The 25,735-nt window shown below is 63.8% G+C and carries 22 protein-coding genes; 18 read left to right on the top strand and 4 right to left on the bottom strand.

Annotated features, from left to right (window positions below; genetic code table 11):
- The 14 genes from ACYP5B_RS03490 to ACYP5B_RS03555 form a co-directional block, all read left to right on the top strand.
- A partial coding sequence (locus ACYP5B_RS03490) for a substrate binding domain-containing protein (RefSeq protein ID WP_459568549.1) occupies positions 1–796 on the top strand: 796 nt, incomplete at its 5' end.
- Between the two features lie 403 nt (positions 797–1,199).
- On the top strand, positions 1,200–2,165 hold the full coding sequence (locus ACYP5B_RS03495; protein ID WP_267604922.1) for a LysR family transcriptional regulator: 966 nt from the start codon (positions 1,200–1,202) through the stop codon (positions 2,163–2,165).
- 164 nt (positions 2,166–2,329) lie between these two features.
- Positions 2,330–2,821 carry a cupin domain-containing protein gene (locus ACYP5B_RS03500; protein ID WP_459568550.1) on the top strand — a complete coding sequence of 164 codons (492 nt, stop codon included), beginning with the start codon at positions 2,330–2,332 and terminating at the stop codon, positions 2,819–2,821.
- Between the two features lie 46 nt (positions 2,822–2,867).
- Positions 2,868–3,863 carry a hydroxyquinol 1,2-dioxygenase gene (locus ACYP5B_RS03505; RefSeq protein WP_459568551.1) on the top strand — a complete coding sequence of 332 codons (996 nt, stop codon included), beginning with the start codon at positions 2,868–2,870 and terminating at the stop codon, positions 3,861–3,863.
- A gap of 110 nt (positions 3,864–3,973) precedes the next feature.
- Positions 3,974–5,437 carry an aldehyde dehydrogenase family protein gene (locus ACYP5B_RS03510; RefSeq protein WP_318231312.1) on the top strand — a complete coding sequence of 488 codons (1,464 nt, stop codon included), beginning with the start codon at positions 3,974–3,976 and terminating at the stop codon, positions 5,435–5,437.
- A gap of 36 nt (positions 5,438–5,473) precedes the next feature.
- On the top strand, positions 5,474–6,532 hold the full coding sequence (locus ACYP5B_RS03515; RefSeq protein ID WP_459568552.1) for a maleylacetate reductase: 1,059 nt from the start codon (positions 5,474–5,476) through the stop codon (positions 6,530–6,532).
- A 59-nt stretch (positions 6,533–6,591) separates the two neighbouring features.
- Complete coding sequence (locus ACYP5B_RS03520; protein WP_318231310.1) at positions 6,592–7,881, top strand: ABC transporter substrate-binding protein; 1,290 nt, start codon at positions 6,592–6,594, stop codon at positions 7,879–7,881.
- Between the two features lie 20 nt (positions 7,882–7,901).
- Positions 7,902–8,624: an ABC transporter ATP-binding protein gene (locus ACYP5B_RS03525; protein WP_459568553.1), complete on the top strand. Its 723-nt coding sequence runs from the start codon at positions 7,902–7,904 to the stop codon at positions 8,622–8,624.
- The gene (locus tag ACYP5B_RS03530) at positions 8,621–9,334 is read left to right on the top strand and encodes an ABC transporter ATP-binding protein (protein ID WP_318231308.1); all 714 of its coding nucleotides are present in this window, start codon (positions 8,621–8,623) and stop codon (positions 9,332–9,334) included. The genes ACYP5B_RS03525 and ACYP5B_RS03530 overlap by 4 nt, the downstream gene beginning before the upstream one ends.
- Positions 9,331–10,197, top strand: a complete 867-nt coding sequence (locus ACYP5B_RS03535; RefSeq protein WP_459568554.1) for a branched-chain amino acid ABC transporter permease — start codon at positions 9,331–9,333, stop codon at positions 10,195–10,197. Before ACYP5B_RS03530 ends, ACYP5B_RS03535 begins: the two co-directional genes overlap by 4 nt.
- Before the next feature lie 10 nt (positions 10,198–10,207).
- Positions 10,208–11,299 carry a branched-chain amino acid ABC transporter permease gene (locus tag ACYP5B_RS03540; RefSeq protein WP_318231306.1) on the top strand — a complete coding sequence of 364 codons (1,092 nt, stop codon included), beginning with the start codon at positions 10,208–10,210 and terminating at the stop codon, positions 11,297–11,299.
- Positions 11,300–11,307: 8 nt separating this feature from the next.
- A complete protein-coding gene (locus ACYP5B_RS03545; RefSeq protein WP_459568555.1) occupies positions 11,308–11,676 on the top strand; it encodes a Rieske (2Fe-2S) protein in 369 nt (122 codons plus the stop codon).
- An 81-nt stretch (positions 11,677–11,757) separates the two neighbouring features.
- Entirely contained in the window at positions 11,758–12,069 is a 312-nt protein-coding gene (locus ACYP5B_RS03550; RefSeq protein ID WP_459568601.1) for a YciI family protein, read from the top strand.
- A gap of 101 nt (positions 12,070–12,170) precedes the next feature.
- Positions 12,171–13,082 carry a SphA family protein gene (locus ACYP5B_RS03555; RefSeq protein WP_459568556.1) on the top strand — a complete coding sequence of 304 codons (912 nt, stop codon included), beginning with the start codon at positions 12,171–12,173 and terminating at the stop codon, positions 13,080–13,082.
- A gap of 34 nt (positions 13,083–13,116) precedes the next feature.
- Here the strand turns inward: ACYP5B_RS03555 and ACYP5B_RS03560 are convergent, their stop codons facing one another.
- Together ACYP5B_RS03560 and ACYP5B_RS03565 are read right to left on the bottom strand one after the other, a co-directional pair.
- Positions 13,117–14,121, bottom strand: coding sequence for a Bug family tripartite tricarboxylate transporter substrate binding protein (locus ACYP5B_RS03560; protein ID WP_459568557.1), 1,005 nt, complete (start codon positions 14,119–14,121; stop codon positions 13,117–13,119).
- A gap of 41 nt (positions 14,122–14,162) precedes the next feature.
- The gene (locus ACYP5B_RS03565) at positions 14,163–16,517 is read right to left on the bottom strand and encodes an acyl-CoA dehydrogenase family protein (protein ID WP_459568558.1); all 2,355 of its coding nucleotides are present in this window, start codon (positions 16,515–16,517) and stop codon (positions 14,163–14,165) included.
- Positions 16,518–16,864: 347 nt separating this feature from the next.
- Between ACYP5B_RS03565 and ACYP5B_RS03570 the strand changes: the two genes are divergently transcribed.
- The 3 genes from ACYP5B_RS03570 (at position 16,865) to ACYP5B_RS03580 (ending at position 22,907) form a co-directional block, all read left to right on the top strand.
- The gene (locus tag ACYP5B_RS03570; protein WP_459568559.1) at positions 16,865–19,735 is read left to right on the top strand and encodes an ankyrin repeat domain-containing protein; all 2,871 of its coding nucleotides are present in this window, start codon (positions 16,865–16,867) and stop codon (positions 19,733–19,735) included.
- A 70-nt stretch (positions 19,736–19,805) separates the two neighbouring features.
- Positions 19,806–19,985: a hypothetical protein gene (locus ACYP5B_RS03575; RefSeq protein WP_459568560.1), complete on the top strand. Its 180-nt coding sequence runs from the start codon at positions 19,806–19,808 to the stop codon at positions 19,983–19,985.
- A gap of 810 nt (positions 19,986–20,795) precedes the next feature.
- Positions 20,796–22,907, top strand: coding sequence for a phosphocholine-specific phospholipase C (locus ACYP5B_RS03580; protein ID WP_459568602.1), 2,112 nt, complete (start codon positions 20,796–20,798; stop codon positions 22,905–22,907).
- 158 nt (positions 22,908–23,065) lie between these two features.
- On the opposite strand, the gene ACYP5B_RS03585 is transcribed toward ACYP5B_RS03580, so the two are convergent.
- Complete coding sequence (locus ACYP5B_RS03585) at positions 23,066–23,410, bottom strand: hypothetical protein (protein ID WP_459568561.1); 345 nt, start codon at positions 23,408–23,410, stop codon at positions 23,066–23,068.
- A 64-nt stretch (positions 23,411–23,474) separates the two neighbouring features.
- Positions 23,475–23,942: a DUF5615 family PIN-like protein gene (locus ACYP5B_RS03590; RefSeq protein ID WP_459568562.1), complete on the bottom strand. Its 468-nt coding sequence runs from the start codon at positions 23,940–23,942 to the stop codon at positions 23,475–23,477.
- A 497-nt stretch (positions 23,943–24,439) separates the two neighbouring features.
- Between ACYP5B_RS03590 and ACYP5B_RS03595 the strand changes: the two genes are divergently transcribed.
- Positions 24,440–25,615, top strand: a complete 1,176-nt coding sequence (locus ACYP5B_RS03595; protein ID WP_318231296.1) for a branched-chain amino acid ABC transporter substrate-binding protein — start codon at positions 24,440–24,442, stop codon at positions 25,613–25,615.
- Positions 25,616–25,735: the final 120 nt, after the last annotated feature.

Consider the following 25,735-nt stretch of genomic DNA (forward strand, 5'->3'; position numbering starts at 1 on the left):
GGGCGTGCGCCTGTTCGTGCGCTCCACGCGTAGCATCCGGCTGACTGAAGGTGGCAAGGAATACTTCGAGCAATGCCGCGCCGCGCTCAATCAGCTGGTCGAAGCCGAGCGCAAGGTCACCGGCGAGCAGGTGCAGCCCTCGGGCACGATCCGCATCAGCGCGCCGACCACTTACGGGCACCATCGCCTGTTGCCGCTCCTGCCCGCGTTTCGCGCCAAGTACCCGCTGATCAAGGTGGAAGCACATATCAGCAACCGCAACGTCGACTTCCATGAGGAAAACTTCGACGTGGCGATCCGCTTCCGCGCGCAGCCGGACTCGCTGATGGTCTCCCGGCACCTTGAAGACGCGGCACTGGTGGTGGTCGCGAGCCCCACCTATCTGAAGCGCGCAGGGATACCCAAAACGCTGTCGGACCTGGACCAGCACGAGTGCATCCAGTTCGATCTACCGAGCAGCGGGCGGCAGATCTCGTGGCTGTTCAAGGAAGGGGGGCACGAGAAGGAGATCTTCTCGACGGGCAACTACATGTGCGCGGAAGACGTGCTGGCCGGCGTGACGCTGGCCAAAGCGGGCGCAGGGCTGTTCCAGACCTACCGATTCGTCGTCGAGCGGGACCTGGCGCAAGGCGAGCTGGTCGAGGTCCTGCAAGCTTTTGCCGGGCGCATGCGCCCCGTCAGCCTGATGTATCCGCACGGCCGTTTGCTGCCATTGCGCGTGCGGGCGTTCGTCGAGTTCATGATGGAACAAGCGCGAGGGCCAACTGCTGATCAAAGCGGGGCTCGCCGACGTTGAAGTCCGGCGCAGGCGTAGCAAGAGCGCTCGCGTGCAATCTCGCGCTGGTGTAGCTCTTCACCTTGGGCGAGCGCCCACCCTCTCCCCCGGCCCCTCTCCCATTTCATGGGAGAGGGGAGCAAACCAGCGCATTGCATCGTCTCGCTCTCGCATCGGGCTCGGGCAGCTAGCGCTTTCTCCCGTTTGGAGAGTGGCGCGATGGCGTCCCGGCGACGGGGCAGAACGAGTGTTGGCAGATCAATGGAGCTGGAGCGAGAGCAACCGCCTGGCCAGATCTTTGCATGGGTGCATCAGCCTTTCGTGTGGGTCCTCCATCCGAACGCATGCCGGCCACGCCTCCCAAAACAAATTACACTTCACCCCATCAGATCAGGTCGCGAGGACAGCGGCCACGGGAGACAGGATGGACCTGTTCATGTCGATGGAGGCCTTCGTGCGGGCCGCGGAGGCGCAGAGTTTTGCCAGTGCCGCGCGCCAGTTGGGCGTCGCCAAATCCGTGGTGACCACGCGCGTCAAGCAACTGGAAGAGCATTTCGGCGTGCCGCTCTTTCATCGTTCGACACGGGCGGTGCGCCTCTCGGAACTCGGTGAGACCTATTACCGCGATTGCGCCGAACTGGTCAACAGGGTCCACGATCTGTCGGGGCGCTCGCGCGGCGAGCCCCACTCGCTATCCGGCACGCTCAACATCCACGTGCTGCCCGGTTTCGCTCTTGGGCATTTCTCGCAGACGCTGATCGAATTTCGCGCGGCGTACCCGCGCGTGGAGTTCGTCGTCACGGTCAACGACCGGGTTATCGATCCGGTTCAGGAGGGTTTCGATCTCGCGCTCCAGATCTATCCGCCGGCGTCGAACCTGCTCGTCGAGCGGCGGCTGTTTCCGGTGCGCGGCGTGCTGTGCGCGGCGCCCGGTTACCTGAAGGAAGAGCCCGTGATCGAGACACCGCTCGATCTGCTGCGGCACGACTTTGCGCGCTACTCCTACTACCCGTGGGGCGACAAGTGGCCGCTGATGCGGGGCAACGAGTGCTTCGAAATCGCCCTTAATCCGGTGCTGAAAACCAATAGCGTGCATCTTCTGCTCGAGTTCGCGCGAGCCGGCGCGGGCGTGGTCTATCTGCCGACGATGGTCGCCGCCGCCGATCTGCTCGAGCGGCGCCTGGAGCGCGTGTTGCCGGAGTATGCGGCGCCGCCGTTGTGGCTCTCGGCCGTCTACCCGGCGTCGCATCGCTCGACGACCAAGGTGAAGGCGTTTGTCGATTTCCTGCGCACACGCTACCCGCGCGAGCCACAGTGGGACAAGGCGCTAGGCATTGCGCCGCCGGACGACGAGACGAAGAGCGTCGGCGAGGAACTGGCCGAAGATTGAGCTTCGGCCTGCCTCCTGGGGTTACCCTCTAGGTACTTTCCCTGGGGCCCTTTTGACGCACCCATGGTTCGCGATTCCCGACCCTCGGATCATTGCTGTCCAGCCTGTCGCCACTTAATCTTCGATGCAAGCAACAACGCATTCAAGGATCAACGGAGGCAGACATGCAACAGACCTGGTTCGGCAGCCTGGACAATTTTCGGAAGGGCTCCATCGAAATCATCAAGGGCAAGCCGGAGCATTACGCGATGTCGAACGTGTTCGAAGTCGCGAGCCGCGCGCAGCCCTATCAGAAAGTCGTGGTCGGCAAGAATCTCAAGTACGTGATCGAGACGCTGCGCGCGGAAGGTTCGTCGCCGTGGTTTGCTGCATCGCACGATGAGTTCGCGGTCGTGCTCGACGGCGAGATCGACGTGTACTTCATCAAGCCCTCGGGCGGGCCGCTCGTCGATGCAAAGACGGAAGGCACGGTGCGCCTGGACGGCGAGCCGGCGGGCCAGCCGATGGGCTACGTGCGCCTCAGGCGCGGCCATCAGGCGCTGCTGCCGGCGGGTGCCGCGTACCGCTTCGAAGCGGTGACGAAGGGCGTGCTGCTCGTGCAAACGATCCTTGGGCAATGCTCGGTCGAGAAGTGGGCCGAAATCTGCATCCAATGACCCTTTCTACGCGATCTACGCGACCTATCAACGACTGGAGTCAATCATGGACAAAGTAACCGGGCTGCAAAACGTCACCGCGACCGAGCCCGATCCGACCACCGGCTATCGCGTCTTCCATCTCGGCGATTTCGAGTTCAGCCGCGATGCGTATTTCGCCACCGTCAAATGGCCTGCGAACGGCCAGACGCGTTCGCACCAGATGCACGCCGACGACTTCCTGCGCGCGATGATGCGCGACGTGGCGTGGGGCTTCTTCTACGGCTGGGTCAATTTCGACGAAGTGATCGGCACGCGCAATCACTACGGCAAGGTCGACATGTATGCGGGCTCGTACAACGCGAGCTACAAGGATGCGGGCATCGATCATGCGCAGCAGTTCGATACGCCGCTCATCATGGCAACGTTCAAGGCGATCCTGCGGGACTGGGTCAACGAAGGCTTCGACCCCTTCGCCGCGCCCGAGGAAACCGGCTCCGCGTTCGGCGCGAAACATGGCGACAACATCGCGGCAATCGAGCGCACGCGCATCGCCACCAAGCGCATGCCGGGCCTCGAAGGTGATTCGCCGTTGCGCGACGACCTGCCGGTCAATCGCCAGTTTGCGGACGTGGTCCAGGACGAGCCGGAGATTCATGCGGAGCCGGGCTTCGAGGGCGCGCTGCATGCGTTCAGCCTGTTCAAGTATCTGTCGCGATCGGATGTGACCTGGAATCCGTCGGTCACGTCGGTCTGCCAGCAGAGCCTGTTCTGCCCGACCACCGAGGAATTCGTGCTGCCGGTGTTCCACGGCAACGACCGCGTCGAGTGGTTCCTGCAACTGTCCGACCAGATCATCTGGGACGTCGCCGACAAGGATAGCGGCGAGCCGCGTGCACGCATCACGATGAACGCGGGTGACATCGCCGCCATGCCCGCCGACATCCGTCACAAGGGCTATTCGCAGAAGCGTTCGATGTTGCTGGTCTGGGAGAACGCCACGCCCGATCTGCCGAAGCGCTACGAAAGCGGCGAGCTGCCGCCCTACCCGATCCAGATCTAACTCTCCGGCATTCCCCCGATCGTCGATCGAACGGCGCCAGACCGCTGGCGCCGCGGGGGATGTCACGTCCAGGTTTTACCGTTTTACTGTTTTCCTAGTGCAGGACCAACATGCAAACTCAACTCTTCATCGGCGGCCGCTTCGTGCCGGCTGCAAGCGGCGAAACCCTCGCCACCCTGAATCCTCACGACAACTCGGTGATCGCCGACGTTGCGATGGCCGGAGCCGCCGATGTGGACCGCGCCGTCGCGGCCGCGAAGGCGGCGTTTCCGAAGTGGAGCAATCTCGCCGCGATGGAGCGCGGCCGGCTGCTGCTGAAGCTGGCCGATGCGATCGAGGCGAATGCCGACGCGCTGGCCCGGCTCGAATCGCTCGACACCGGCCATCCGATTCGCGATACGCGCAATCTCGACGTGCCGCGCACGGCCGCCACGTTCCGCTATTTCGGCGGCATGGCCGACAAGTTCGAAGGTTCGGTGATTCCGGTCGAGCAGGGCTTCCTGAACTACCTGACGCGCGAGCCGGTGGGCATCGTCGGGCAGGTGGTGCCGTGGAATTTCCCGCTGATGTTCACGAGCTGGAAGATGGCGCCGGCGCTCGCCGCCGGCAACTGCGTGATCATGAAACCGGCGGAACTGACGCCGCTGTCGAGTCTTGCGATTGCCGAGCTGATGGCGGAGGTGGGGTTTCCCGCCGGCGTCGTCAATATCCTGCCAGGGTTCGGCAATGTGGCCGGTCAATACATCGCGGAGCATCCTGAGATCAGTAAGATCGCTTTTACGGGTTCGACCGCGGTGGGCCGCAAGATTGTGCAGGCATCGAGCGGCAACCTGAAGAAGGTGCAGCTCGAACTCGGTGGCAAAGGCGCGAACATCGTATTCGGCGACGCCAACATCGATGCCGTTGTGCAAGGGTCTGCATTCGCGATCTTCCACAACCAGGGACAGGCGTGCATCGCGGGTTCGCGGATGATCGTGCATGAGTCGATCGCCGACGAGGTGCTGGAGAAATTCACTGCGTTGAGCCGCACGATCAAGATCGGCGATCCGCTCGACCCATCGACCGAGATGGGCCCGCTCACGTCGCGCCAGCATCGCGACCGCGTGCTGTCCTACGTGGACATTGCGCGGGAGCAGGGCGGCCGCGTGCTGGCCGGCGGCAAGGCACCGGAGGCGGCGGCGCTGGCGAACGGCTGCTACGTGGAGCCGACCATCGTCGCGGCGAAGCCAGAACATCGGGTGTCGCAGGAAGAGGTGTTCGGTCCGTTCATGACCGTCACCACGTTCCGCACGGACGAGGAAGCGCTCGCCATCGCGAACGGCACCGAGTACGGTCTCGGCGCGGGTCTCTGGACTCGCGATCTGCAACGCGCGCACCTGGTGGCCCGCGAGATCCGCGCCGGCATGGTGTGGATCAACTGCTACAAGCGCGTCAGCCCAGGATCGCCGTTCGGCGGTGTCGGCGCAAGCGGCTATGGCCGCGAGATGGGCTTCGAAGCGATGCGCGAATACACGCAACCCAAGTCGGTCTGGGTCAACGTGGATGCGCAGATACCGCCTTACTATCCGCGCTAAACCGCGCTAAACCGCGCTAAACCGCGCTGAACCGCCATGAACCCCTTCGTCTACAACGGCTTGCCATCGCGCGTGGTGTTCGGCGCGGGCAGTCTCGACCGGTTGGGCCGCGAGATCGAGTTGCTCGGCGCGACGCGCGCGCTCGTGCTGTCCACCCCGCAGCAGCGCGCGCAGGCGGAAGCGCTGGCCGCGCAACTGGGCGCGCGTGCGGCCGGCGTCTTCGCCGAAGCCGTCATGCACGTGCCGGTCGAGACCGCCCGCCAGGCGCGCGCTTTCGCAGCACAGGTCGGCGCCGACTGCGCGATCGCGATCGGCGGTGGATCGACGACCGGGCTCGGCAAGGCCATTGCGCTCGAAACGTCGCTGCCGATCATCGCCATCCCGACCACTTATGCGGGTTCCGAGATGACGCCGATCTACGGCCTCACCGAGGGCGGCGTGAAGAAGACCGGGCGCGACCTGCGCGTGCTGCCGAAGACGGTGATCTACGATCCGGCGCTGACGACCTCGCTGCCGCCCGCGCTGTCGCTCACCAGCGGCATCAATGCCATCGCCCATGCGGCGGAAGGACTGTACGCGCAGGACGCCAACCCGATCATCAGCCTGATGGCGGAAGAGGGCATCCGGGCACTGGGAGACGGTCTTCCACGCGTGATGGACGAGCCAGCCGATCTCGCCGCGCGCTCGGACTGCCTGTATGGCGCATGGCTGTGCGGCGCCGTGCTCGGCAGCGTCGGCATGGCGCTGCACCACAAGCTATGTCACACGCTAGGCGGCACGTTCAATCTGCCGCACGCGGAGACGCACACGATCGTGTTGCCGCATGTGCTGGCTTACAACCGCGGCGCCGCCCCTGAGGCGATGAAGCGCATCGCCCGGGCCCTGCGCGCCGACGATGCCGCGCAGGCGGTGTTCGATCTCGCGCACAACCACGGCGCGCCGACTGCCCTAAAGGACATCGGCCTCACCGCGGCGGATCTGGACGTGGCGCTCGATCTCGCCTTGAAGAATCCGTACTGGAACCCGCGGCCGGTCGAACGCGCACCGCTGCGAGCGTTGCTGGAAGCCGCCTTCGAGGGGCGACCACCGACGTAGCTGCACGCACTGACACATCGACACATCGACACATCGACACAAAAAAACAGGAGACAACCATGGACGGACATTCCTTCGATGCCGGACGCCGCCGCTTCGTCACGCTGGCGGCGGGCGGCGCGCTCGCCGCCTCGACCTCGGCGCTGTCGCCGCTGGTGTTCGCAGCCGGCCCGCGTACCTTGAAGATCGGCTACGTATCGCCGCAAACTGGCCCACTCGCGCCGTTCGGCGAAGCCGATCGCTTCACGATCCAGCAGATGCAGACGGCGCTGAAGAGCGGCATCGTGATCGGCGGCAAGCCGTACCCGGTATCGATCGTGGTCAAGGACAGCCAGTCGAATCCGAATCGCGCCGGCGAAGTGGCGAACGACCTGATTCTCAAGGACAAGGTCGACATCATGCTGGTGTCGGGTACGCCTGAGACCGCGAATCCCGTCAGCGATGCGTGCGAACTGAACGAGATGCCGTGCGTGTCGACCGTGGTGCCGTGGCAGCCGTGGTTCTTCGGCAGGAAAGGCGATCCGAAGAAGGGCTTTCGTTTTACCTATCACTTCTTCTGGGGATTGGAGGACGTGATCGCCGTCTACACCGGCATGTGGCAATCGGTGCAGACCAACCGTAGCGTGGGCGCCCTGTTCCCGAACGACGGCGACGGCAACGCATGGGGCGATGCCAAGCTTGGGTTTCCGCCCGTGCTGGCGCAAAAGGGTTTCACCCTGAAAGACCCGGGTCGTTTCCAGAGCATGACGCAGGACTTCTCCGCGCAGATTTCGGCATTCAAGCAGGCGAATGCGCAGATCGTCACCGGCGTCGTGATCCCGCCCGACGCCAAGAACTTCCTGGTCCAGGCGCGCCAGCAAGGCCTGAAGCCCAAGGTGATCTCGATCGGCAAGGCGCTGTTGTTTCCGACCTCGATCGAAACGCTGGGCGATCTCGGCGACGGTCTGTCGACCGAGGTGTGGTGGTCGCCGTCGCATCCGTTCAAGTCGTCGCTGACGGGACAGAGTGCGCGGCAGGTCGCCGACGATTACGAGCGCGTGACGTCGAAGCAGTGGACGCAGCCGATCGGCTTCGCGCACGCCCTGTTTGAAATCGCGGTCGATGCGTTGAAACGCGCCAAGGATGTCGACTCGAACGAAGCGATTCGCGACGCGGTCGCGTCGACCAAGCTCGATACGCTGGTCGGCCATGTCGCGTGGGGCAGCGGCCCGGTGAAGAATGTTGCGAAGACGCCACTCGTCGGCGGCCAGTGGGTGAAGGGCCAGAAGCATCGCTTCGACCTGGCGATCGTGAACAACCAGCTCGCGCCGACCGTGCCGCTAAGCGGCCCGCTCAAGCTGATCGCGTGACCTGTGCGTGGAGAACTGCCATGAGCCCTGTCCTGAAACTGACCGGCGTCTCGAAGCGCTACGGCGCGTTGCTGGTCACCGACGATATCAGCTTCGCGGTCGAGCGCGGGGAGACCTACGGCATCCTCGGCCCCAACGGTGCCGGCAAGACGACGCTGTTCAACCTCGTCAGTGGCGACGTGCGGCCCGATAAGGGTGGCATCGAGTTCGACGGTGCCGACGTCGGGCACCTGCCGCCGCATCGCCGCTGCGCGGCTGGCATTGGCCGCTCATATCAGGTGCCGCGGCCGTTCGGCGGCATGACCGTGTTCGAGAACCTGCTGGTGGGAGCGACGTTCGGCGGTCAGCTGACGGAGCACGCCGCTTACGAGGTTTGCGTCGACGTGCTGGAGCGCACCGGCCTCAAGGCCCGCGCCAACCAGCTGGCCGGAACGCTCGGCCTGCTCGATCGCAAACGCCTGGAGCTGGCGCGGGCGCTCGCCACGCAGCCGCAATTGCTGTTGCTCGATGAGATCGCGGGCGGCTTGACCGAACCCGAAACGCATGAACTCGTCGATGAAATCCGCCGGGTGAAGGAGCACGGCGTGACCATCGTGTGGATCGAGCATGTCGTGCATGCGCTGCTCGCGGTGGCCGACAGGCTGTTGGTCATCAACTTCGGCAAGCGGCTCGCCGAAGGACTGCCCGCCGCCGTGATGGAGGATCCAGAGGTGCGGCGGGTGTATCTCGGACTGGAGGCATGACCATGTCGACACTATTGGAGACGCGCGGCCTGACCGCGTTCTATGGCGATTTCCAGGCGCTGTTCGGGATCGACGTGACGGTGGCGCAAGGCGAAGTGATCGCGCTGATCGGCTCGAACGGCGCGGGCAAGTCGACCTTCCTCAAAGCGGTGGCCGGGCTGCTGCGCGCGCGCGCCGACCAGATCCTGTACCGCGGCGAACCGCTCGGCGGGGCGGCTGCGGAGGGCATCGTCGGCAAGGGCATCGCGCTGGTGCCGGAAGGGCGACGTCTGTTTGCGAGCCTCACGGTCGAAGAAAACCTCCTGCTCGGCGCGTATTGCAAGCGGCCCGGACGGTGGAATTTGCAAACCGTCTATGCGCTGTTCCCGGCGTTGCGGGAACGCCGCCACCACGCCGCCACGGCACTGTCGGGCGGTCAGCAGCAGATGGTTGCCATCGGCCGCGCGTTGATGAGCAACCCGGATCTGCTGATGTGCGACGAACTCTCGCTCGGTCTCGCCCCGGTCATTGTGCGCGAGATCTATGCGGCGTTGCCCGAGATTGTCGCGGGCGGCATGAGCGCGATCGTGGTCGAGCAGGACGTGCAGCTTGCACGCCGCGTGTCGTCGCGCTTCTATTGCTTCCAGGAGGGGAGGGTGTCGCTGTCGGGCGTGTCGGCCAACGTCTCCGACGAGGCGATCACGCAGGCGTACTTCGGAGCCGTCGCATGAATACCTTGATCAACATCGTCGTCCAAGGCGTGCTGCTGGGCGCGCTATATGGGCTCTTCGCCATGGGCCAGTCGCTGGTGTTCGGCGTGATGCGGCTGACCAATACCGCGCACGGCGACTTCATCGTGCTGCTGGTCTTCGTGCTGTTTGCGCTGACGGGCCTGGCGCATCTGCCGCTCGCCGCCGCGATCGTGCTGCTGCTCGTGATCGCATTCGGTGCGGGCTACGCGGTGCAATACACCATCCTCAACCGGGTCAGCAGCCGCGACCCGCTGCCCTCGCTGATCGTCACCTTCGGGCTGTCGATCGTGATCCAGAACGTGCTGCAGCAGGTGTTTTCCGCGGACCCGCGCTCGATCGCGACGGGTAGCTTCGAAGCGAAGAGCATCACGCTCGCGGGCGGCATCACGCTCGGCTATCTGCCGCTCGTCGCGCTGGCCGCAACCATCGCGCTGGCGTTCGCGATGCAATGGCTGTTCGGCCGAACGCCGCTCGGCCGGGCTTTTCGGGCGACCTCCGACGACCGCGAGATTGTCCAGTTGATGGGCGTCTCGTACCGCCGCACCTACGCGCTGGCGATGGGCATTGCGTTCGTGCTGATTGCCGTCGCCGCCGCGCTCTATTCGATGCGCACCGCGGTCTCCCCGACGGATGGACCGGCCTTGCTGCTGTACGCGTTCGAGGCCGTGATCATCGGTGGGATGGGCTCCTTCTGGGGGACGTTCGTGGGCGGCATGGCGCTGGGCATCGCGCAACAGGCGGGCTTTTACTTCGACCCTGGCTGGGGCATCTGGCTCGGCCACGTGGTGTTTCTTGCCGTGCTGGTGGCCCGGCCGCAGGGCTTGCTGCCCAAAACCGCATAGAGGTATCGACATGACCACGTACTTGAACAGACCTGCGCCAGGCTTCGAGGTGCAGCGCGCGACCCGCGCGAGCCGGGTGGCCGTAGCCGGCTTGCTGATCGTCGCACTGGCGGTCGCCAGCGCGCCCTGGTGGGCCGGACGCGATGCGTTGCGCGATTTCGTGCAGCTTGCGTCGTATCTCGTCTTCGCGATGATGTGGAACCTGCTCGCGGGGTACGGCGGCATGGTGTCGATCGGCCAGCAGGCGTTCTTCGGCATCGGCGGCTATGGGATGTTGATACTCGCGAACTATTGCGGCGTCTCGCCGTTCATCGCGGTGCCGCTCGCCGCGGGAATCGCCACTGTCGTGGCGATTCCGGTGTCGCTGGTGGCGTTCCGTCTCGAAGGCGGGTACTTCGCGATCGGCACGTGGGTGATCGCCGAAGTGTTCCGCCTGAGCGTGGCGAACGTGTCGGTGTTGGGCGGCGGCTCGGGCACCAGCCTGACCGCGCTGCGGGACGTGCCGCGCGCGCTGCGCGAGTCACTCACGCTCTGGCTCGCGCTTGCCATCGTCGCGGCCGCAGTCGGTCTGCTCTACGTGTTCCTGCGCTCGAAGGCTGGCCTTGCGTTGACCGCGATGCGCGACAACGCGGTTGCGGCCAGCAGCCAGGGCGTGGATGTGAAGCGCGTGCGGCTCATCGTCTATCTGGTATCGGCATGCGGCGCGGCCCTGGCGGGCGGCCTGTATTTCCTTGGCAACCTGCGCATCTCGCCTGACGCTGCGTTCTCGGTGAACTGGACCGCATTCGGCATCTTCATCGTGATGATTGGCGGTTTGGGGACGCTCGAAGGGCCGATAGTCGGCGCGCTGATCTTCTTCGTCTTGAACAAGTTCCTGTCCGACTACGGCACCTGGTACCTGATCGGGCTCGGGGTCCTGGCCATTGTCGTGACGATGTACTTTCCGCAGGGCCTGTGGGGCTTCGTGTCACGCCGCTTTGGCCTGCAACTGTTCCCGGTGGGCCGGCGCGTGGTGTTCGACGAGACCGCGCCGCCGCAGAAGCGATCGCCCGGCGGCATGGCGGACTCGCTCGATACGCCGCCGGCCACGCATCGTGCATGAGGTGAGCGATGAACACGGCCATTTCCGAACGGCAGCCAGGCTTCCTGTGCGCGCTCGACGACATTCCCGACGGCGGAGCGCTGGAAATTCCGGCCGAGCAGGCCGGCGTGCCTGGCATCGTCTTGCTGCGCCGCGGCGATGACGCCTGGGCGTATCGCAACGTCTGCCCGCATTTTTCGATTCCGCTGAACTACGAGCCGAACACGTTCTGGGCCTATGACCCCGGCTTGCTGATGTGCGCGCATCACAGCGCGATGTTCCGCTTCGAGGACGGGCTGTGCGTGGACGGGCCATGCGAGGGCGCGGCACTCACGCCGGTTGCCATATGCATCGAACAAAGACAGATCTTCAACCACGACAAGAGCGGACAGGCCTGAAGAATGCGCGGCGCGCCTCGATATCCGCGGACGCTTGCGGGAAGTGCGCTACGACTTCGTCCTGGCCGGGGAGGGGCAATGATGGGTTACTACTTCGCGGTATTCGCCACCGACAAGCCAGGCATTGGCGCCGTGCGCGAGCGCGTGCGCCCGGCGCACCGGGCCTACCTGCGGGCGCCATCCGCCCAGCGGGTGATCGTGCGGCTGGGCGGGCCGACGCTCACCGAAGACGGTGCCGGCATGAACGGCACCCTGCTGGTGGTGGAAGCCGAGGCGCTGGCCGACGTGGAGCGCTTTGTCAACGCGGATCCCTATGTGCGCAACGGCATCTTTGAGCGCGTTGAAATCCGCCCGTGGCAATGGGGGTTGGGAAATCCGGACAAACCAGCATGAGCGGCACCGATGCAACGCTTCGTACCGTCGCCGAGAGTGCGGCGGCGACGCGCCGCGCAAACCAAAAGAACCCATATCGGGACACCACAATGGAGGAAGCAATGAAGTGCTCACGGATTGAATGGCGCATTGCCTTGCGCCGCGGCGTGTTGGCCTCCACCCTAGCCGCCGCCGCGGGCGGCGCAACGGCCACCGAAAACGGCGGCTCCATCTACCCGATGGGCGCGGAGAACTACATGACCGGCGCGCTGCCGCCGCCGGGCCTCTACGGCATGGTATTCCTGAACCGCTACGAGGCGGATTCACTTCGGGACAACAACGGCAATCGCGTGCCCCTGGACTTCAGTGTCCGCGCCAACGCGATCTCGCCACGCCTCGTGTGGGTGCCCGGCGTGAAAGTGCTGGGTGGCGACGTGGTGCTGCACACGATCCTCCCGCTGGTGAACCTGCGGGTGCAGGCCGGCAACGCCAGCCAGACCAAGACAGGCATCGGCGACATGGTGTTCGGGACCGGCCTTGGCTATCACTACAGCCAGAACCTGCACGCCGTGTTTGGCGTGGACGTGTTCGCCCCCACCGGCCAGTACAACAAGAACGATCTGGCCAATATCGGCCGCAACTATTGGGCCGTCCAGCCGCTGGCGAATTTCTCCTACGTGGATCCCACCGGCCTGAACGCCGATATCAAGGCGATGTACACCTACAACTTCAAGAATCCTGCGACCAATTACAAATCGGGGCAGGAATTCCACTTCGACTACGCATTGGGATGGGGCGTAGGCGGCGGGTGGGTGCTCGGTGCGGGCGGCTATGCCTATTGGCAGGTCAGCGATGACAAAGTCAACGCCCAGACGGTGCCGGACAACAAGGGACGCGCCTTCGCAATCGGCCCCTCGCTCAAGTACGACAGCGGCAAAGGCTGGTTCGTCACGGCGAAATGGCAGAAGGAACTGGGCGTGCGCAACCGGGCGCAGGGCAACGCGTTCTGGGTCAAGGTGGTGTTTCCTTTGTGAGCTTCCATGCAAACGGTGGTGCCCGGTTCCCGTATCAGTCCAAGCTGAGTTGCGACGTTCTGAAGGTTTTCTCCCAGCGTGCACGTTCTGCCGTGACAAAGGCTGCGAACTCCACTTGCGACTGCCCGCCCGGAATGCCGCCGATCTGTTTGATTTGCGCAATCAGGTCGCGATCGCGCATCACTGCAACAAGGTTTTCCTGCAGCTTTCCGGCAATCTCCGGCGGTGTCTTGGCTCCCACGAAGATGCCTATCCAGGCCGTCGACAGGAAGTTCTCCACGCCGGCTTCCGCCATGGTCGGCACATCCGGCAGGCTGGGCATGCGCTGTGCGGCGGTCACAGCGAGCGGACGCAGCTTGCCAGCCCGGATATGCGGCAACGCCTGCGTCAGATTATCGAACTGGAAGGCCGTTTCGCCGGCCAGCAATGCCGTCGTTGCTGGCGTGGAACCGCGATAGGGAACGTGAATGGCATCCGTTCCGGTGCGCATCTTGAAAAGCTCGCCGGTGAGATGGCTCGTTTGGCCAATCCCCGCGGAGCCGAATGACAGCTTGCCTGGTTGCGACTTCATTTGCGCGATCAGGTCGGCTACGCTCCTGATCGAGGATTGCGCGTTGACGACCAGTACATTGGGAAAGGAGATGACATCGGTCATCGCGATCAGATCTTCCGGCTTGTATGAAAGGTTCTTGTAGGCACTGTAGTTGATGGCCTGCGGTCCGACATTCCCGCTAAGAAGCGTGTATCCGTCAGCTGGTGCGCGCAGCGCTGCTTGCGTGCCGATGATGCCTCCGCTACCGGGACGATTGTCAACCACGACTGGCTGACCGAGGCGGGCGCTGAGTTTTTGCGCAAACAAGCGGATAGGAATGTCGATGGTGCCGCCTGCTGCGCCCGGCACGATGATGGTAAGCGGCCGCCTGGGCCAGGCTGCATCGGGCTGCGCTGAGGCGGCCGTTGGAATGACCATCGCAGCAAACTGGGGCAGGATTGCGGCCAGCACGAGCGCCAGATGCCTTATCGAACGGTGTGTTTGCATAACCATTGTCTCCTGTCCGTTTTCTCGTGATTGGACGGGGCTCACGCCCCAGGCTGGCGACCGGCGGCGACAAAGCGCCCGAGGTGCGTGGCCGCATTGCCAAGCAGTGCATCATTGGCCATCAGGCGCTTGCTGTAGTGACTGATTGGGGTTTCGTCCTGTAGCCCCACTGCCCCGTGAAGTTGTAGCGCATCAAGTGCGATGGCGCGGCCGGCATGGCCGACCATATACTTGGCGGCGCTGACGCGACGCGAGCGCTCGGATGGCGGCACCGTGCTCCAGCCCGCCACTGCTTCCGCCACCAGGTGGCGCGCGGCGCTCCAGGCACGATATAGATCAACCACGCGATGCTGGAGGGCCTGCTGCTCCGATAGCGTGCGGCCGAACTGCTTGCGCGTCCGCATATACTCGACCGTGATGGCAAGCGAGCGTCGCATCACCCCGACGCTCTCCGCGCACAGCGCTACGGTGGCCAGCGCCAGCGCATCGTCCAGCAGCGCCTCGGCGCAGCCTGGGCCTGCGAGCAGCGCGGCCGCGGGAAGCTCGAGGCCATCCAGGCGCAGATCCGCCGCGCTGCGTCCATCGTGAAGCTGATAGATGCGCATGCCGGTGCCCACGGCGTCGCCCGGCACGTCGAACAGCGCCAGGCCGCCGCCAGCCAGACTCGCCGCCACGAAAATATGCTGCGCCTGGCCTCCGCCCATTACCAGCCGATGGGTCCCGCTCAGCCGCCAGCGTGTGCCCTCCTGCCGCGCCACCACGGTGGCATGATGGCGGTCGTGACGGCTGTAGCCCTCGCCATGGGCGAGCGCGCAGCGCGCCTCGCCGCTGGCAAGCGCAGCCAGTCTGCGATCGCTTGGTTCGCAAGCCTTCGCGCTCAGCAGGATCTGCGTTCCGAGGACCGCGCTCCAGAGCACGGGCTCTACCACCAGCACCTCCCCGAGCGCCTCCATCAGGGGCATGAGATCGGGCACTGCGCCGCCCAGGCCGCCATCCTGCTCAAGCACAAGCAGGCCAGTCAGGCCGAGCCCGGCAAGTGCGTTCCAGCCAGGCATGTCGAAGCCATCGTGGGCGCCCACGATCTCCCGCCTGCGCTCAAATCCGTAGTGCTTGTCCAACCAGCGGCGCAGGGATGCGGACATGACAGCCTGTTGCTCGTCCAGGTGGTCATCGCGCGGACGGTCGATCTCGGTCTGCCCGCTGAAAATCGCCTTGGCGATAATCTGGCGCTGGATCTCGGAAGACCCGCCGGCAAGCGTGATGCCGCGATAGCGCCAGAAGTGCAGAGGAAAGTTCTCTGAGTACGTGCTGGATATCGGCTCAGCATTTGGCTTGCCATGGATCGCGACCGGGTCAAACGGAAGCGCCTCGCAGCCGAGTGCGTCCATCCTGAACAAGTGCAGGTCCTGCAACAGCAGGTTGCCATCGAGCTTGAGCAGCGAAGCCTCAAGTTCCGGGCTACCGCCTTGCTCGGCAAACCTTACGGCCGGCCACCAGGCGGCTTCGAGCGCGCGCATGCGAATGTCCAGCTCGGCATGGCGGCGCGCCAGCAGCGGGTCCTCGATCTGCGGCAGGGGACCCGAGCCCTGCCTACTGGCGAGGGCGGCTACGCTGGCCAGCTCCGCCTTGCAGTCACCCACTCGGGCAACGAACAAGCGCTCGATCACCAGCAGCCCCTTGGCAATGGACCAGCTGGCGTGTTCGGTGCCGACCAGATTGGCCGCCGGCACCCGCACATCATCGAAGAACATCTGGACGTGGAAGTGCGAACCGTTGATGAAGCGAATCGGACGCACCGTCACGCCGGGCGCGCGCAGGTCCATCAACAGCACCGAAATGCCCTCCTGCTTGCGTGGGGCCGCCGGGTCGGTGCGCACCAGCACCAGCGCCCAGTTGGCCCACTGGCCCAGGCTTTGCCAGATCTTGCTGCCATTGACGATCCACGCGTCGCCGTCGCGCCGTGCAACAGTGCGCAGCGAAGCCAGGTCGGAGCCGGCGTCGGGCTCGGAATAGCCTTGCGCCCAGAAGTCGTCAAACGACAGCATGCCGGGCAGCCAGCGCTGGCACTGCTCGGGCGTTCCGTAGCGGATCAGCGTGGGCCCGATGGTATCGATGCCGAGGTTGTCATAGCAGGGCGCGTCGCTGGCCGCCAGTTCTTCCCGGAAAATTGCCTGCTCCATCAGCGACCAGCCTGGGCCGCCATGCTCTCGCGGCCAGCCGGGAGCGGCCCAGCCTCGCGCATGCAGGATGCGCTGCCACCGCACGGCCTGCTCGCGCGTCACCAGGCAATGGGCGCGCGTGGCGGCGCGGATATCGGCCGGCACGGCGTCGCGAAGAAAATCCCGAACCTCGATGCGGAATCGTTCTAGAGGATCGGTGCGGAAATTGTGTGGCATTGGCAGCCCCTGTTGAGAGCAATGGAAGTTCCGTGTTCCTCGCCGCTGCGATTCGCGCGATGCGCCAGGCATGGTGGATGGCCGGGATCATGCCCACGTCAATCTCCGGGTACGGCGGTTGACTCTCATGGTGTCTCCGCGAGAAAAACATGGGCCGGAACCCGCGCAAGTTGCGCATGGCAGAAAGGACTCACTATGTCTGTGCCAACTCCATAAGTCGAAGACAATTTTTCTATGCCCGGCATATTGTTCGCGTTATGGCCAAAGCGGTCGGGCCCCGACGCACGGTAGTAAGATAGCAACCCAAGGCAAACTATCCGGCGCGCGCCCGTTGCATCAGCATGACCATGAAGATCCTCGAATACATCGGCCTCGATACATCCGGCGTCAAGAGCACCTATCGCAAGATCACGGAAGCCATCAGCCGCGGCGATTTCCGCGCGGCACAAGTCAAGAAGCTGACTGGCCCTACGCATGGCAAGTTTTACCGCGCCCGCCTGGACGATGCGAATCGCCTCCTGTTCTCGCTGGTACGCCACGACGGACAGGCCTGCGTGCTGATGCTCGAGGTGATCGAGAACCACGATTATCGGAATAGCCGCTTCCTGCGTGGCGCGGAAATCGACGAAAGCAAGATTCCCGACATCGATGCGGCCGACGCGGCGCGCGAGGCTGAGCCTGTGCGCTACCTGCATCCCGAACGTACCGACATCCACCTGCTGGACAAGCCGATCTCGTTCGATGATGCGCAGGAGGCGGTGTACCGCGAGCTTGCGCCTCTTGTCCTGGTCGGTTCCGCCGGCAGCGGCAAGACCGCGCTGACCCTGGAAAAGCTCAAGCACGCGGAGGGCTCGACGCTGTATGTCACGCATTCAGCTTTCCTTGCCCGCAATGCGCGTGACCTTTATTACGCCAACGGTTTCGAGCATCCAGCCCAGGAGGCGGAGTTCCTCTCCTACCGCGAGTTCGTCGAGTCGATCCGCATGCCGGCAGGCCGGGAGGCAGGCTGGCGCGACTTCTCGGCGTGGTTTGAGCGCCAGCGCCAGCATTTTCGCGATATCGATGGTCACCAGGCCTTCGAGGAGATTCGCGGCGTGATTACCGCCGGGGCGCACGGTGTGCTGACGCGCGACGCCTACCTCGCGCTGGGCGTGCGCCAGTCAATCTTTGCGGCGGACATGCGCGGGCGCATCTTCGACCTGTTCGAGAGGTATCGCAAATGGCTCTCCGACAGCGGCCTCTATGATCTCAATCTGGTGGCGCGGGAGTGGCAATCGCTGGCGCAGCCCCATTACGATTTCATCGTGATCGATGAGGTCCAGGATCTCACCATGGTGCAGCTGGCCCTGGTGCTCAGGACGCTCAGGAAGCCAGGCCAGTTCCTGTTGTGCGGCGACTCCAACCAGATCGTGCATCCGAATTTCTTCAGCTGGAGCCAGGTCAAGAGCCTGTTCTGGCATGACCCGCAGCTCGCGGAGCAACAGGCGCTGCGCGTGCTTGCCGCCAATTTCCGCAACGGCAGCGAGGCCACGCGCGTTGCCAACACGCTGCTCAAGATCAAGCACAGCCGCTTCGGCTCCATCGATCGTGAGAGTAACTTCCTGGTCGACGCGGTGGGCGGCGACGCCGGCCAGGTGCTGCTGCTGCCGGACAAGGACAACGTCAAGCGCGAACTTGACCAGAGCATCCGCCAGTCGACGCAGTGCGCCGTGCTGGTCTTGCGCGACGAGGATAAGGCCGAGGCGAGAAAGCACTTTTCCACGCCATTGCTGTTCTCCATTCATGAAGCGAAGGGGTTGGAGTACGAGAATATCGTGCTCTATCGCTTCGTCTCCGACCAGCGCGGCGAGTTTGCCGAGATCGCGCAAGGCGTCGACAAGCAGGACCTGGCCGCGGATACGCTGGCCTACCGGCGCGCCAAGGACAAAGGCGACAAGTCGCTGGAGGTCTACAAGTTCTTCGTCAACGCGCTATACGTGGCGCTTACGCGCGCGATCAAGAACCTCTATCTGATCGAGTCCGATACCGCGCATCCGCTGTTCGGCTTGCTTGAACTGACGGAGGGCGGCCAGGCCAAGGTCGAAACGCGGCAGGCCACGCTCGAAGACTGGCAGAAGGAGGCACGAAAGCTCGAACTGCAGGGCAAGCAGGAACAGGCCGACGCGATCCGCAGTGGCATCCTAAAGCAGGTGCCGCCGCCCTGGCCGGTGTTCGACCAGGCCAAGGTGCAGGAGCTGCTGTTCAAGGTGTTCCAGGAGCAGTTCCCCGGCTCCAAGCCCAAGCAGCAACTCTACGAGATTGCCGCCAGCCATGACGAGCCTGTGCTCGCAGCGTGGCTCGTGCAGGAGGCCGGCTTTGCCGCTGCGCAGCATTTTTCCGGGCAACGCAGCGGCCTCGCCCGCAAGAGCTTTGCCTCCTATTTCGCCGGCAATTTCAAGGAGGTCCTGCGGCAATGCGAACGCCATGGCATCGAGCACCGCTTGCCAATGAACCAGACGCCGCTCATGGCCGCGGCTGCCGCCGGCAACGTGGCGTTGGCCGAGGCGTTGCTGGAACGCGGCGCGGATCGCGATAACGTTGACCACTATGGCCGCAATGCATTGCACTACGCGATGCTGGAAGCGTTCCGCTCGCCTCAGTTTGCCGCGGGTCCTTTCGCGGCGCTCTACGAATTGCTGGCGCCGCCGAGCGTCGATGTCAACAACGGTGAGCGGCTGGTGCGCATCGACCGGCATTTGTCCGAGTATTTCCTGTTCCAGACGATGTGGGCATTGTTCAAGTCGCGATTTACACACATCCACCGCAGACCCAACGGCGCCTTCGAGACGCAGGCGCTTCTAGAGGCGTGGCAGCACTTGCCCGCCAGCGTGGTGCGGCCGGAGCGCAACAAGCGCCCGCATCTGTCCGGCGTGCTGGCGAGAAACGAGGTGGATCGCGACTATGCGTACAACCGCATGCTGTTCAAGCGTTTCGAGCAAGGCTGGTACCAGTTCAACCCGGCGTTGTCCGTGCGGCGCCAGCAGGAAGGGCAAGAGACCTGGGTGCCGATCTACGAAGCGCTCAACCTGCCATGGATCAACGAATCGTCGTGGGAGAACGTCTGGCGGTACATCGATCTTTACCTGGGGTTGGCCAGATTGCCTGACCGCACCATCCCCATCGCCGCCGAACGTGCCCTGGCGCGGGTGAACGGGATGGCAACGGGCGGGAGAAAATAGACCTGAAGATCTTTGCGAAATCCCGATTGTGCTGATCAATCCGATGTGCTGACGCCCAGGGAGAGCACCGATGGCAAGAAGCAAGAAGACCAGCGCATTTGAAGACGTGTTCGGGATTGCCGCAATGCTGCCCTGGTGGGCGGGCCACTATGCCAAAAATGCAAGCGCATTCCATGACGCGGCTTCCGCCGATTCAATCCTCGCCAAGCTCAGTAGACTTTGCGAGCGAATCAACGGAACAGGGCACTGATAGGTATTGACCTGCCGCACCTCAAGCGGCTGGATTAGGCTTGAGGTGCGGCAGGTCAATACATTCTGTCTAGCCAGAGTGCGGGCGCGACCAAGTTGCCCCAACCCGCAATTTCATATGTGAACAGATCCCAGTGTCGCCAGTGGGCCCAGGCCGGGGCTGCAGCGCAAAGCCGGCTGACGGTCGCGGGCAGGGTAGCTCGGCCCAGACAGTTTCCGGAGACCTTCCCGCCTCTCTCGCGAGCGACTGCAATAGCTGACGACAACGCTCAGACAGCCGCCTTGGCACTTCCCACTCTGGGTCACAAATCGGTCACGATTCCTTCCTATGCTGGCTAGGCTCGGATGCATTGCATCGTTGCGCGAGCGCCCACATCGCCGGAGAGCCATCGTGTCGATCAGCCAGGACAGAAGCCGCAGGCGGCGAAGCAAGGGATTGCCAGTGGCGTGCCGACACGGCCTTGTGGTGTCGGTCATCGCGGTCGGCTCGGCGATCGTCGGCGCGTGCGGCGACCGCGGCAGCGCGCCCACCGCAGTATCTTCTGGCAACACGCAGGGCGCGCAACGCGCACAGGACGCGCCCGCCATGCGCGCGTCAGCGGATGCCCAAGCGGCACCCGAGCCGCCGGCCTCCGCCTCGAGCCAGCCGAACCAACCGTTTGACACCACCGCCGCACCCGCCTCCGGCGGACTCGCTCCGCCTGTGATTCACAGCGCTGACTGACCACGTTTGCGCAGCCTCCACGGACGCATGCCGCCCGCCGGCAGGTTCGTGTCCTTCCTCCCCACCTATTTCGCCGGAAGACCGCATATGACATCCAACAGCCGACGTGAATTTCTGCGCTCTGCCGCCCAGGCGGCGGGAGCCGCCGCCGCGATGGGCGTACTGCCCGAGGGCATTCGCAATGCGCTAGCGATCCCTGCTCACGATGCAAGCCGCAGCATCGAGGATGTGAAGCACATCGTTGTGCTGATGCAGGAGAACCGCTCCTTCGATCACTATTTCGGCACGCTCAAGGGCGTGCGTGGTTTTGGCGACAAGCGCACCATCACGCTGCCCAACGGCAAGCCGGTGTGGTACCAGCCGGTCGCCGCGGGCGCCGGCTATGTGTTGCCGTTCCGGCCCAGTGCGCCGGACCTGGGCATGCAGTTCCTGCAGGATCTGCCGCACGACTGGAATACCACGCACACGGCGTGGAACGGTGGCCGCTACGATCAATGGGTGCCGAGCAAGGGAACGACGACGATGGCGTACCTGACACGCCAGGACATCCCGTTCCACTACCAGCTCGCAGACGCATTCACGATCTGCGACGCCTATCATTGTTCCGGGATGACGCCGACGGATCCGAACCGCTATTACATGTGGACCGGCGGGCTTGGCAATGACGGCAGCGGCGGCGGGCCCGTGATCGACAACGCGGAGGCCGGCTACGGCTGGTCGACCTATCCGGAAGTGCTGGAGCGCGCGGGCATCTCGTGGAAGATCTATCAGGACATCGGCACCGGGCTGGACGCCAAGAACTTCTGGGGCTGGACGGATAACGCCTACATCGGCAACTACGGCGATAACGCGCTGCTCTATTTCAACCAGTACCGCAACGCGCAGCCGGGCAGCGCGCTCTATGAAAAGGCTCGTACCGGCACCAACGTTTCGGCAGGCGAAGGCTATTTCGACATCCTGAAGCGCGACGTGCAGAACAACACGTTGCCGCAGGTGTCGTGGATCGTGGCGCCGGAGGCTTACACGGAGCATCCGAACTGGCCCGCCAATTATGGGGCGTGGTACATCGATCAGGTGCTGCAAGTCCTGACGTCGAATCCCGAGGTATGGAGCAAGACCGCGCTCTTGGTCACCTACGACGAGAACGACGGCTTCTTCGATCATGTGGTGCCGCCGTTTGCGCCGGCGTCGAATGCGAACGGCTTGTCGACGGTAGACACGACTGGCGAGATCTACCCGGGGGACGCCAAGAATCTGGCCGGGCCCTATGGTGTCGGGCCGCGTGTGCCGATGATCGTCGTCTCGCCGTGGTCGAAGGGCGGGTGGGTGTGCTCGGAAGTCTTCGATCACACCTCGATCATTCGTTTTATCGAAAGGCGCTTTGGGCGCCATCACGATCTGGCGGAGCCGAACATCACCCGCTGGCGTCGCGCGATTTGCGGGGATCTGACGGCTGCTTTCGATTTTGCCAACCCGAACGACACCATCCCTGCATTGCAGGGCACAAGCGCCTATGCGCCGCGTGACCAGCTACGTCATCCTGACTATGTGCCGCTGCCCCCGGCAGTCCAGGCGGTGCCGAAGCAGGAGCCGGGCATGCGGCCGGCGCGCGCGCTCCCCTATGAGTTATTCGTTCGCGGGCGGCCGGACGAGTCGCTTGGCAAGTTCCAGCTCGCGTTCATCAACACGGGCCGTGCCGGCGCAACGTTCCTGGTCTATGCGGCAAATAGTCTCGAAGCGCCGCGCGCCTACACGGTTGAAGCGGGCAAACGCCTCGCGGATCGGCTGCTGCCCAGCCCCGGCGGCGTTTATGACTTCACGGTGCACGGGCCCAACGGCTTCGTGCGTCGCTTCGCGGGCCGACTGCCCCTTGCAGGCGCATCGATCAAGGGCGAGCGTCCTATGCCGGAGGTAACGGAGGGATACGACGTGGCCAACGGTAACATCCGGCTGCGTCTGAAAAACCCGGGCGACGTGCGCTGTGAGTTCACCGTTGTCAACGGCTATGACCCACAGACCACCATCAAGCAAGCGGTGCCCGCGGGCGACAACTTTGACCTGTACATCGATCTGCGGCGGTTCTACGGCTGGTACGACTTGTCCGTATCGGTTAGTTCAGACGTAGAGTTCAGGAGGCGACTGGCCGGGCATGTCGAAACCGGCCGCAGCAGCATGAGCGATCCGGCGCTTGGGGTGTGACATGAAGCGCCATGGCGTTTGATGCGTGGCTGAGGGGGGGCGCTGGTGGCGCCAGCGGCCCCCCCTTGGGTTCGATGATGATGACTGGCCGGGCAGTCTGCGCATTCCCGGCGGTGTTCAGATCGTCGCTGTCGATGCACAAGCCGCCCGTACAGCTTTCACCGGATGTTCTTCTTGCACGCGTTGATGTGACGCTGCTTCAGTTTCGCCGGCGACATTTTTGGCATGTCGTACGCAATGTTCGTGGCCTCGGTGGTGGTCGTGAGATAGATCAGGTCGCCCCCGCCGAGCTCGCTCACTCTCTTCAATACATCGTCCCTGGGCACCCCCATGTCGCGTAGTTGCGCGGCCATGAACAGAAGGTCGGCGACGCACTGGCAGACTGACATTTTTTCCGCCTTGCTTGCCTCGCTTTGCCGCTGCTGCATTTGCGCATGGGCTTCGGCAGCGGCAAGCAGGGCGAAGGCTGCAATCACTCCGGCTCGTACAGCTTGGTGTTGCATGCTGTTTCCCCCCTTCTTCTTATGAGGGGTCTGGTCTTGTCAGCCGGATTCCCCCTTGTGACTGTTATTTTTTCTCATGTGCAGGAAGCGATCTGTTTGGAACCGAACATTGGGTGCAGTGTTCTACACGCAAGCCGAAAAGGCCCTGCAGCCCGGTCGACGGCGGTCGCTCGCAAGCGCCAGAGACCTCAGGGAGTTTCTCGGCCTTATCCATTGCCACCGCGAATAACTTCTGCTGTCGCAGAGGCGTCATCGCTTTCACGGAGTTCAGACACACCAGTCCTGCATGCAATGGCTGCCGCGCGTGGTGACCACCTGGTGGTCCACCGAGCGGCCCGCGAAAATCCGCGGCGTTATGCGTGACGAGCGTGTAATCGTGATCGACTGCATACCGGATTAACTCATGGTCCTTTATTCCACGCAGGTGGCGATCGCGAACACAGGTCGTGTCCCAGTGGCCTCTTCGAACCGCTTGCTGAACGAGATTTGGCCATAGGCACTCGTCGATCAGGAACCGGTACCTTGCCGTCACCCGTTGTGCCCTCGCGCCGGCCCGCTGGAAGCTTCGGTTGCAAGTCGCAAGTCAGGATGTGCCTCAGTCAAACGCCGCGGCCGTCCGGGGCGCGGATGCGCTTTGAGATAGATCTCCGCGTCCTCGATCAGCCGCTCCGTCAGGAACGGATAGCGTAGGGGTCCAGTCCACGAGAACGACCCGTCCCGGGCGATGCCCCCGCATGCCTTTGCGAGCCCGGGGCCTGTGCAAGCGTTCCAGTTTCCGTTATCCCGGGTCCGACAACCTCTCGCCGCCACGGTTGTGGTGCGGCACCGCACCACAACCGTGCCTCCCCCGCGCCATTCCTGCGCGCAACGAGCTTTTCCCCCGCCGACCTGCCCTCCAAACGCCGCTTACGACTGGCACGCTTGTTGCATCGCAAAATTCAAGTAACTTGAATTTAGGGAAAGGCACATGTAATTTTGCTCGAGTTACTTGAATACCAACCGTTTGTCCACGTGTCGAAGGGGATGAGAGTGCGCAAGAAGAACACCGTAGTTGCCGCAGCCATGTTGCTGGCCTCGGCCGGGTTGGCGGGGATGTCCGCGCCGGCTGCAGCCAAGGACGTCGTCAAGATTGCCTTCGTGGGGCCGCTGACTGGCGGCGTGTCGTCCATTGGCCTGGGCGGGCGCAACTCCGCCGACCTGGCGGTTCGCTTGCGCAATGCTGACCCGAAGTCCAAGTACACCTATGAGCTGGTCACGCAGGACGATGAGTGCCGCCCCAACGTGGGCGTGCAGGTGGCCACCAAGATCGCTGCCGACAAGAGCATCGTGGCGGGCGTGACGCATTTCTGCTCGGCCGTGGCGATGGGTACGGTTGGCGTGTACAACCGCTTTGGCATGCCGGCCGTGGTGTGGGGCGCGGTGCTGCCGGATGTCACTTATGGCAATAACTTCAAGGAGATCCATCGCGTCAACGGCACGATGATCAACCAGAGCGAGGTTGCCGCGAAGTTCATGACTGGCCTTGGCTACAAGAAGTGGGCGATCATCCATGACACGACCGATTACGGCAAAGGCCATAACAAGTACTTCAGCGAGTTCCTGAAGAAGGATGGCGGCACCGTGGTGGGTACCTTCGGCGTGACGGCCGACCAGCAGGATTTCACGACGGAGCTGACCAAGATCCGCGAGCTGAAGCCGGACGTTGTCTACTTTGGTGGCCTGACACCGCTGGGCGTGCGCATCCGCACGCAGATGGAGAAGCTGGGCATCAAGGCGCAGTTCGAGGGTACTTCGGGCATCAAGTCCGACGCTTACATCCAGGGCACGGGCAAGGAGCAGGCCGAGGGCTCGCTGGCCTTTATCGAGGGCGCGCCGTGGGAGAAGCTGCCTGGTGGCTTGTTCTTCGCGGGCAAGTATTCCCAGCAGAAGTACAGCGATCCGCCTGAGGCGTATGGCCCGTTTGCGTTTGCCGCGGCCAACCTGATCATGGATGCGGTGGAGAAGGTGGGGCCGGATCGCAAGAAGGTGCGCGATACGCTCAACGCGACCAAGGATGCCGACACCATCATCGGCAAGGTTACGTTCGATGACCATCGCCAGAACATCGTGCCGCTGGTGACCAAGTATGTGGTCGAGGACGGCAAGTGGGTGATCTGGGAGGACAGCACCTACGGCAAGGGCAAGAAGAAGCTCGCCGGTCTGTAAAACACCGAAGCGCTAAACGACTTGAAGCACGATCCCACGGGTCCGCGGCCGCATGGCGCGGCGGCCCGTGGCGGACTGCGCGTGGCGTCTGGCTACTTGCCAGGATGGGGAAGGGGAACT

The sequence above is a fragment of the Cupriavidus sp. 8B genome (assembly GCF_054589115.1).

Excerpts from the sequence above, each read along its gene's own strand:
- ACYP5B_RS03495 (WP_267604922.1), top strand. The coding sequence starts at position 1,200 with ATGGACCTGTTCATGTCGATGGAGGCCTTCGTGCGGGCCGCGGAGGCG.
- ACYP5B_RS03500 (WP_459568550.1), top strand. The coding sequence starts at position 2,330 with ATGCAACAGACCTGGTTCGGCAGCCTGGACAATTTTCGGAAGGGCTCC.
- ACYP5B_RS03505 (WP_459568551.1), top strand. The coding sequence starts at position 2,868 with ATGGACAAAGTAACCGGGCTGCAAAACGTCACCGCGACCGAGCCCGAT.
- ACYP5B_RS03510 (WP_318231312.1), top strand. The coding sequence starts at position 3,974 with ATGCAAACTCAACTCTTCATCGGCGGCCGCTTCGTGCCGGCTGCAAGC.
- ACYP5B_RS03515 (WP_459568552.1), top strand. The coding sequence starts at position 5,474 with ATGAACCCCTTCGTCTACAACGGCTTGCCATCGCGCGTGGTGTTCGGC.
- ACYP5B_RS03520 (WP_318231310.1), top strand. The coding sequence starts at position 6,592 with ATGGACGGACATTCCTTCGATGCCGGACGCCGCCGCTTCGTCACGCTG.
- ACYP5B_RS03525 (WP_459568553.1), top strand. The coding sequence starts at position 7,902 with ATGAGCCCTGTCCTGAAACTGACCGGCGTCTCGAAGCGCTACGGCGCG.
- ACYP5B_RS03530 (WP_318231308.1), top strand. The coding sequence starts at position 8,621 with ATGACCATGTCGACACTATTGGAGACGCGCGGCCTGACCGCGTTCTAT.
- ACYP5B_RS03535 (WP_459568554.1), top strand. The coding sequence starts at position 9,331 with ATGAATACCTTGATCAACATCGTCGTCCAAGGCGTGCTGCTGGGCGCG.
- ACYP5B_RS03540 (WP_318231306.1), top strand. The coding sequence starts at position 10,208 with ATGACCACGTACTTGAACAGACCTGCGCCAGGCTTCGAGGTGCAGCGC.
- ACYP5B_RS03545 (WP_459568555.1), top strand. The coding sequence starts at position 11,308 with ATGAACACGGCCATTTCCGAACGGCAGCCAGGCTTCCTGTGCGCGCTC.
- ACYP5B_RS03550 (WP_459568601.1), top strand. The coding sequence starts at position 11,758 with ATGGGTTACTACTTCGCGGTATTCGCCACCGACAAGCCAGGCATTGGC.
- ACYP5B_RS03555 (WP_459568556.1), top strand. The coding sequence starts at position 12,171 with ATGAAGTGCTCACGGATTGAATGGCGCATTGCCTTGCGCCGCGGCGTG.
- ACYP5B_RS03560 (WP_459568557.1), bottom strand. The coding sequence starts at position 14,121 with ATGCAAACACACCGTTCGATAAGGCATCTGGCGCTCGTGCTGGCCGCA.
- ACYP5B_RS03565 (WP_459568558.1), bottom strand. The coding sequence starts at position 16,517 with ATGCCACACAATTTCCGCACCGATCCTCTAGAACGATTCCGCATCGAG.
- ACYP5B_RS03570 (WP_459568559.1), top strand. The coding sequence starts at position 16,865 with ATGAAGATCCTCGAATACATCGGCCTCGATACATCCGGCGTCAAGAGC.
- ACYP5B_RS03575 (WP_459568560.1), top strand. The coding sequence starts at position 19,806 with ATGGCAAGAAGCAAGAAGACCAGCGCATTTGAAGACGTGTTCGGGATT.
- ACYP5B_RS03580 (WP_459568602.1), top strand. The coding sequence starts at position 20,796 with ATGACATCCAACAGCCGACGTGAATTTCTGCGCTCTGCCGCCCAGGCG.
- ACYP5B_RS03585 (WP_459568561.1), bottom strand. The coding sequence starts at position 23,410 with ATGCAACACCAAGCTGTACGAGCCGGAGTGATTGCAGCCTTCGCCCTG.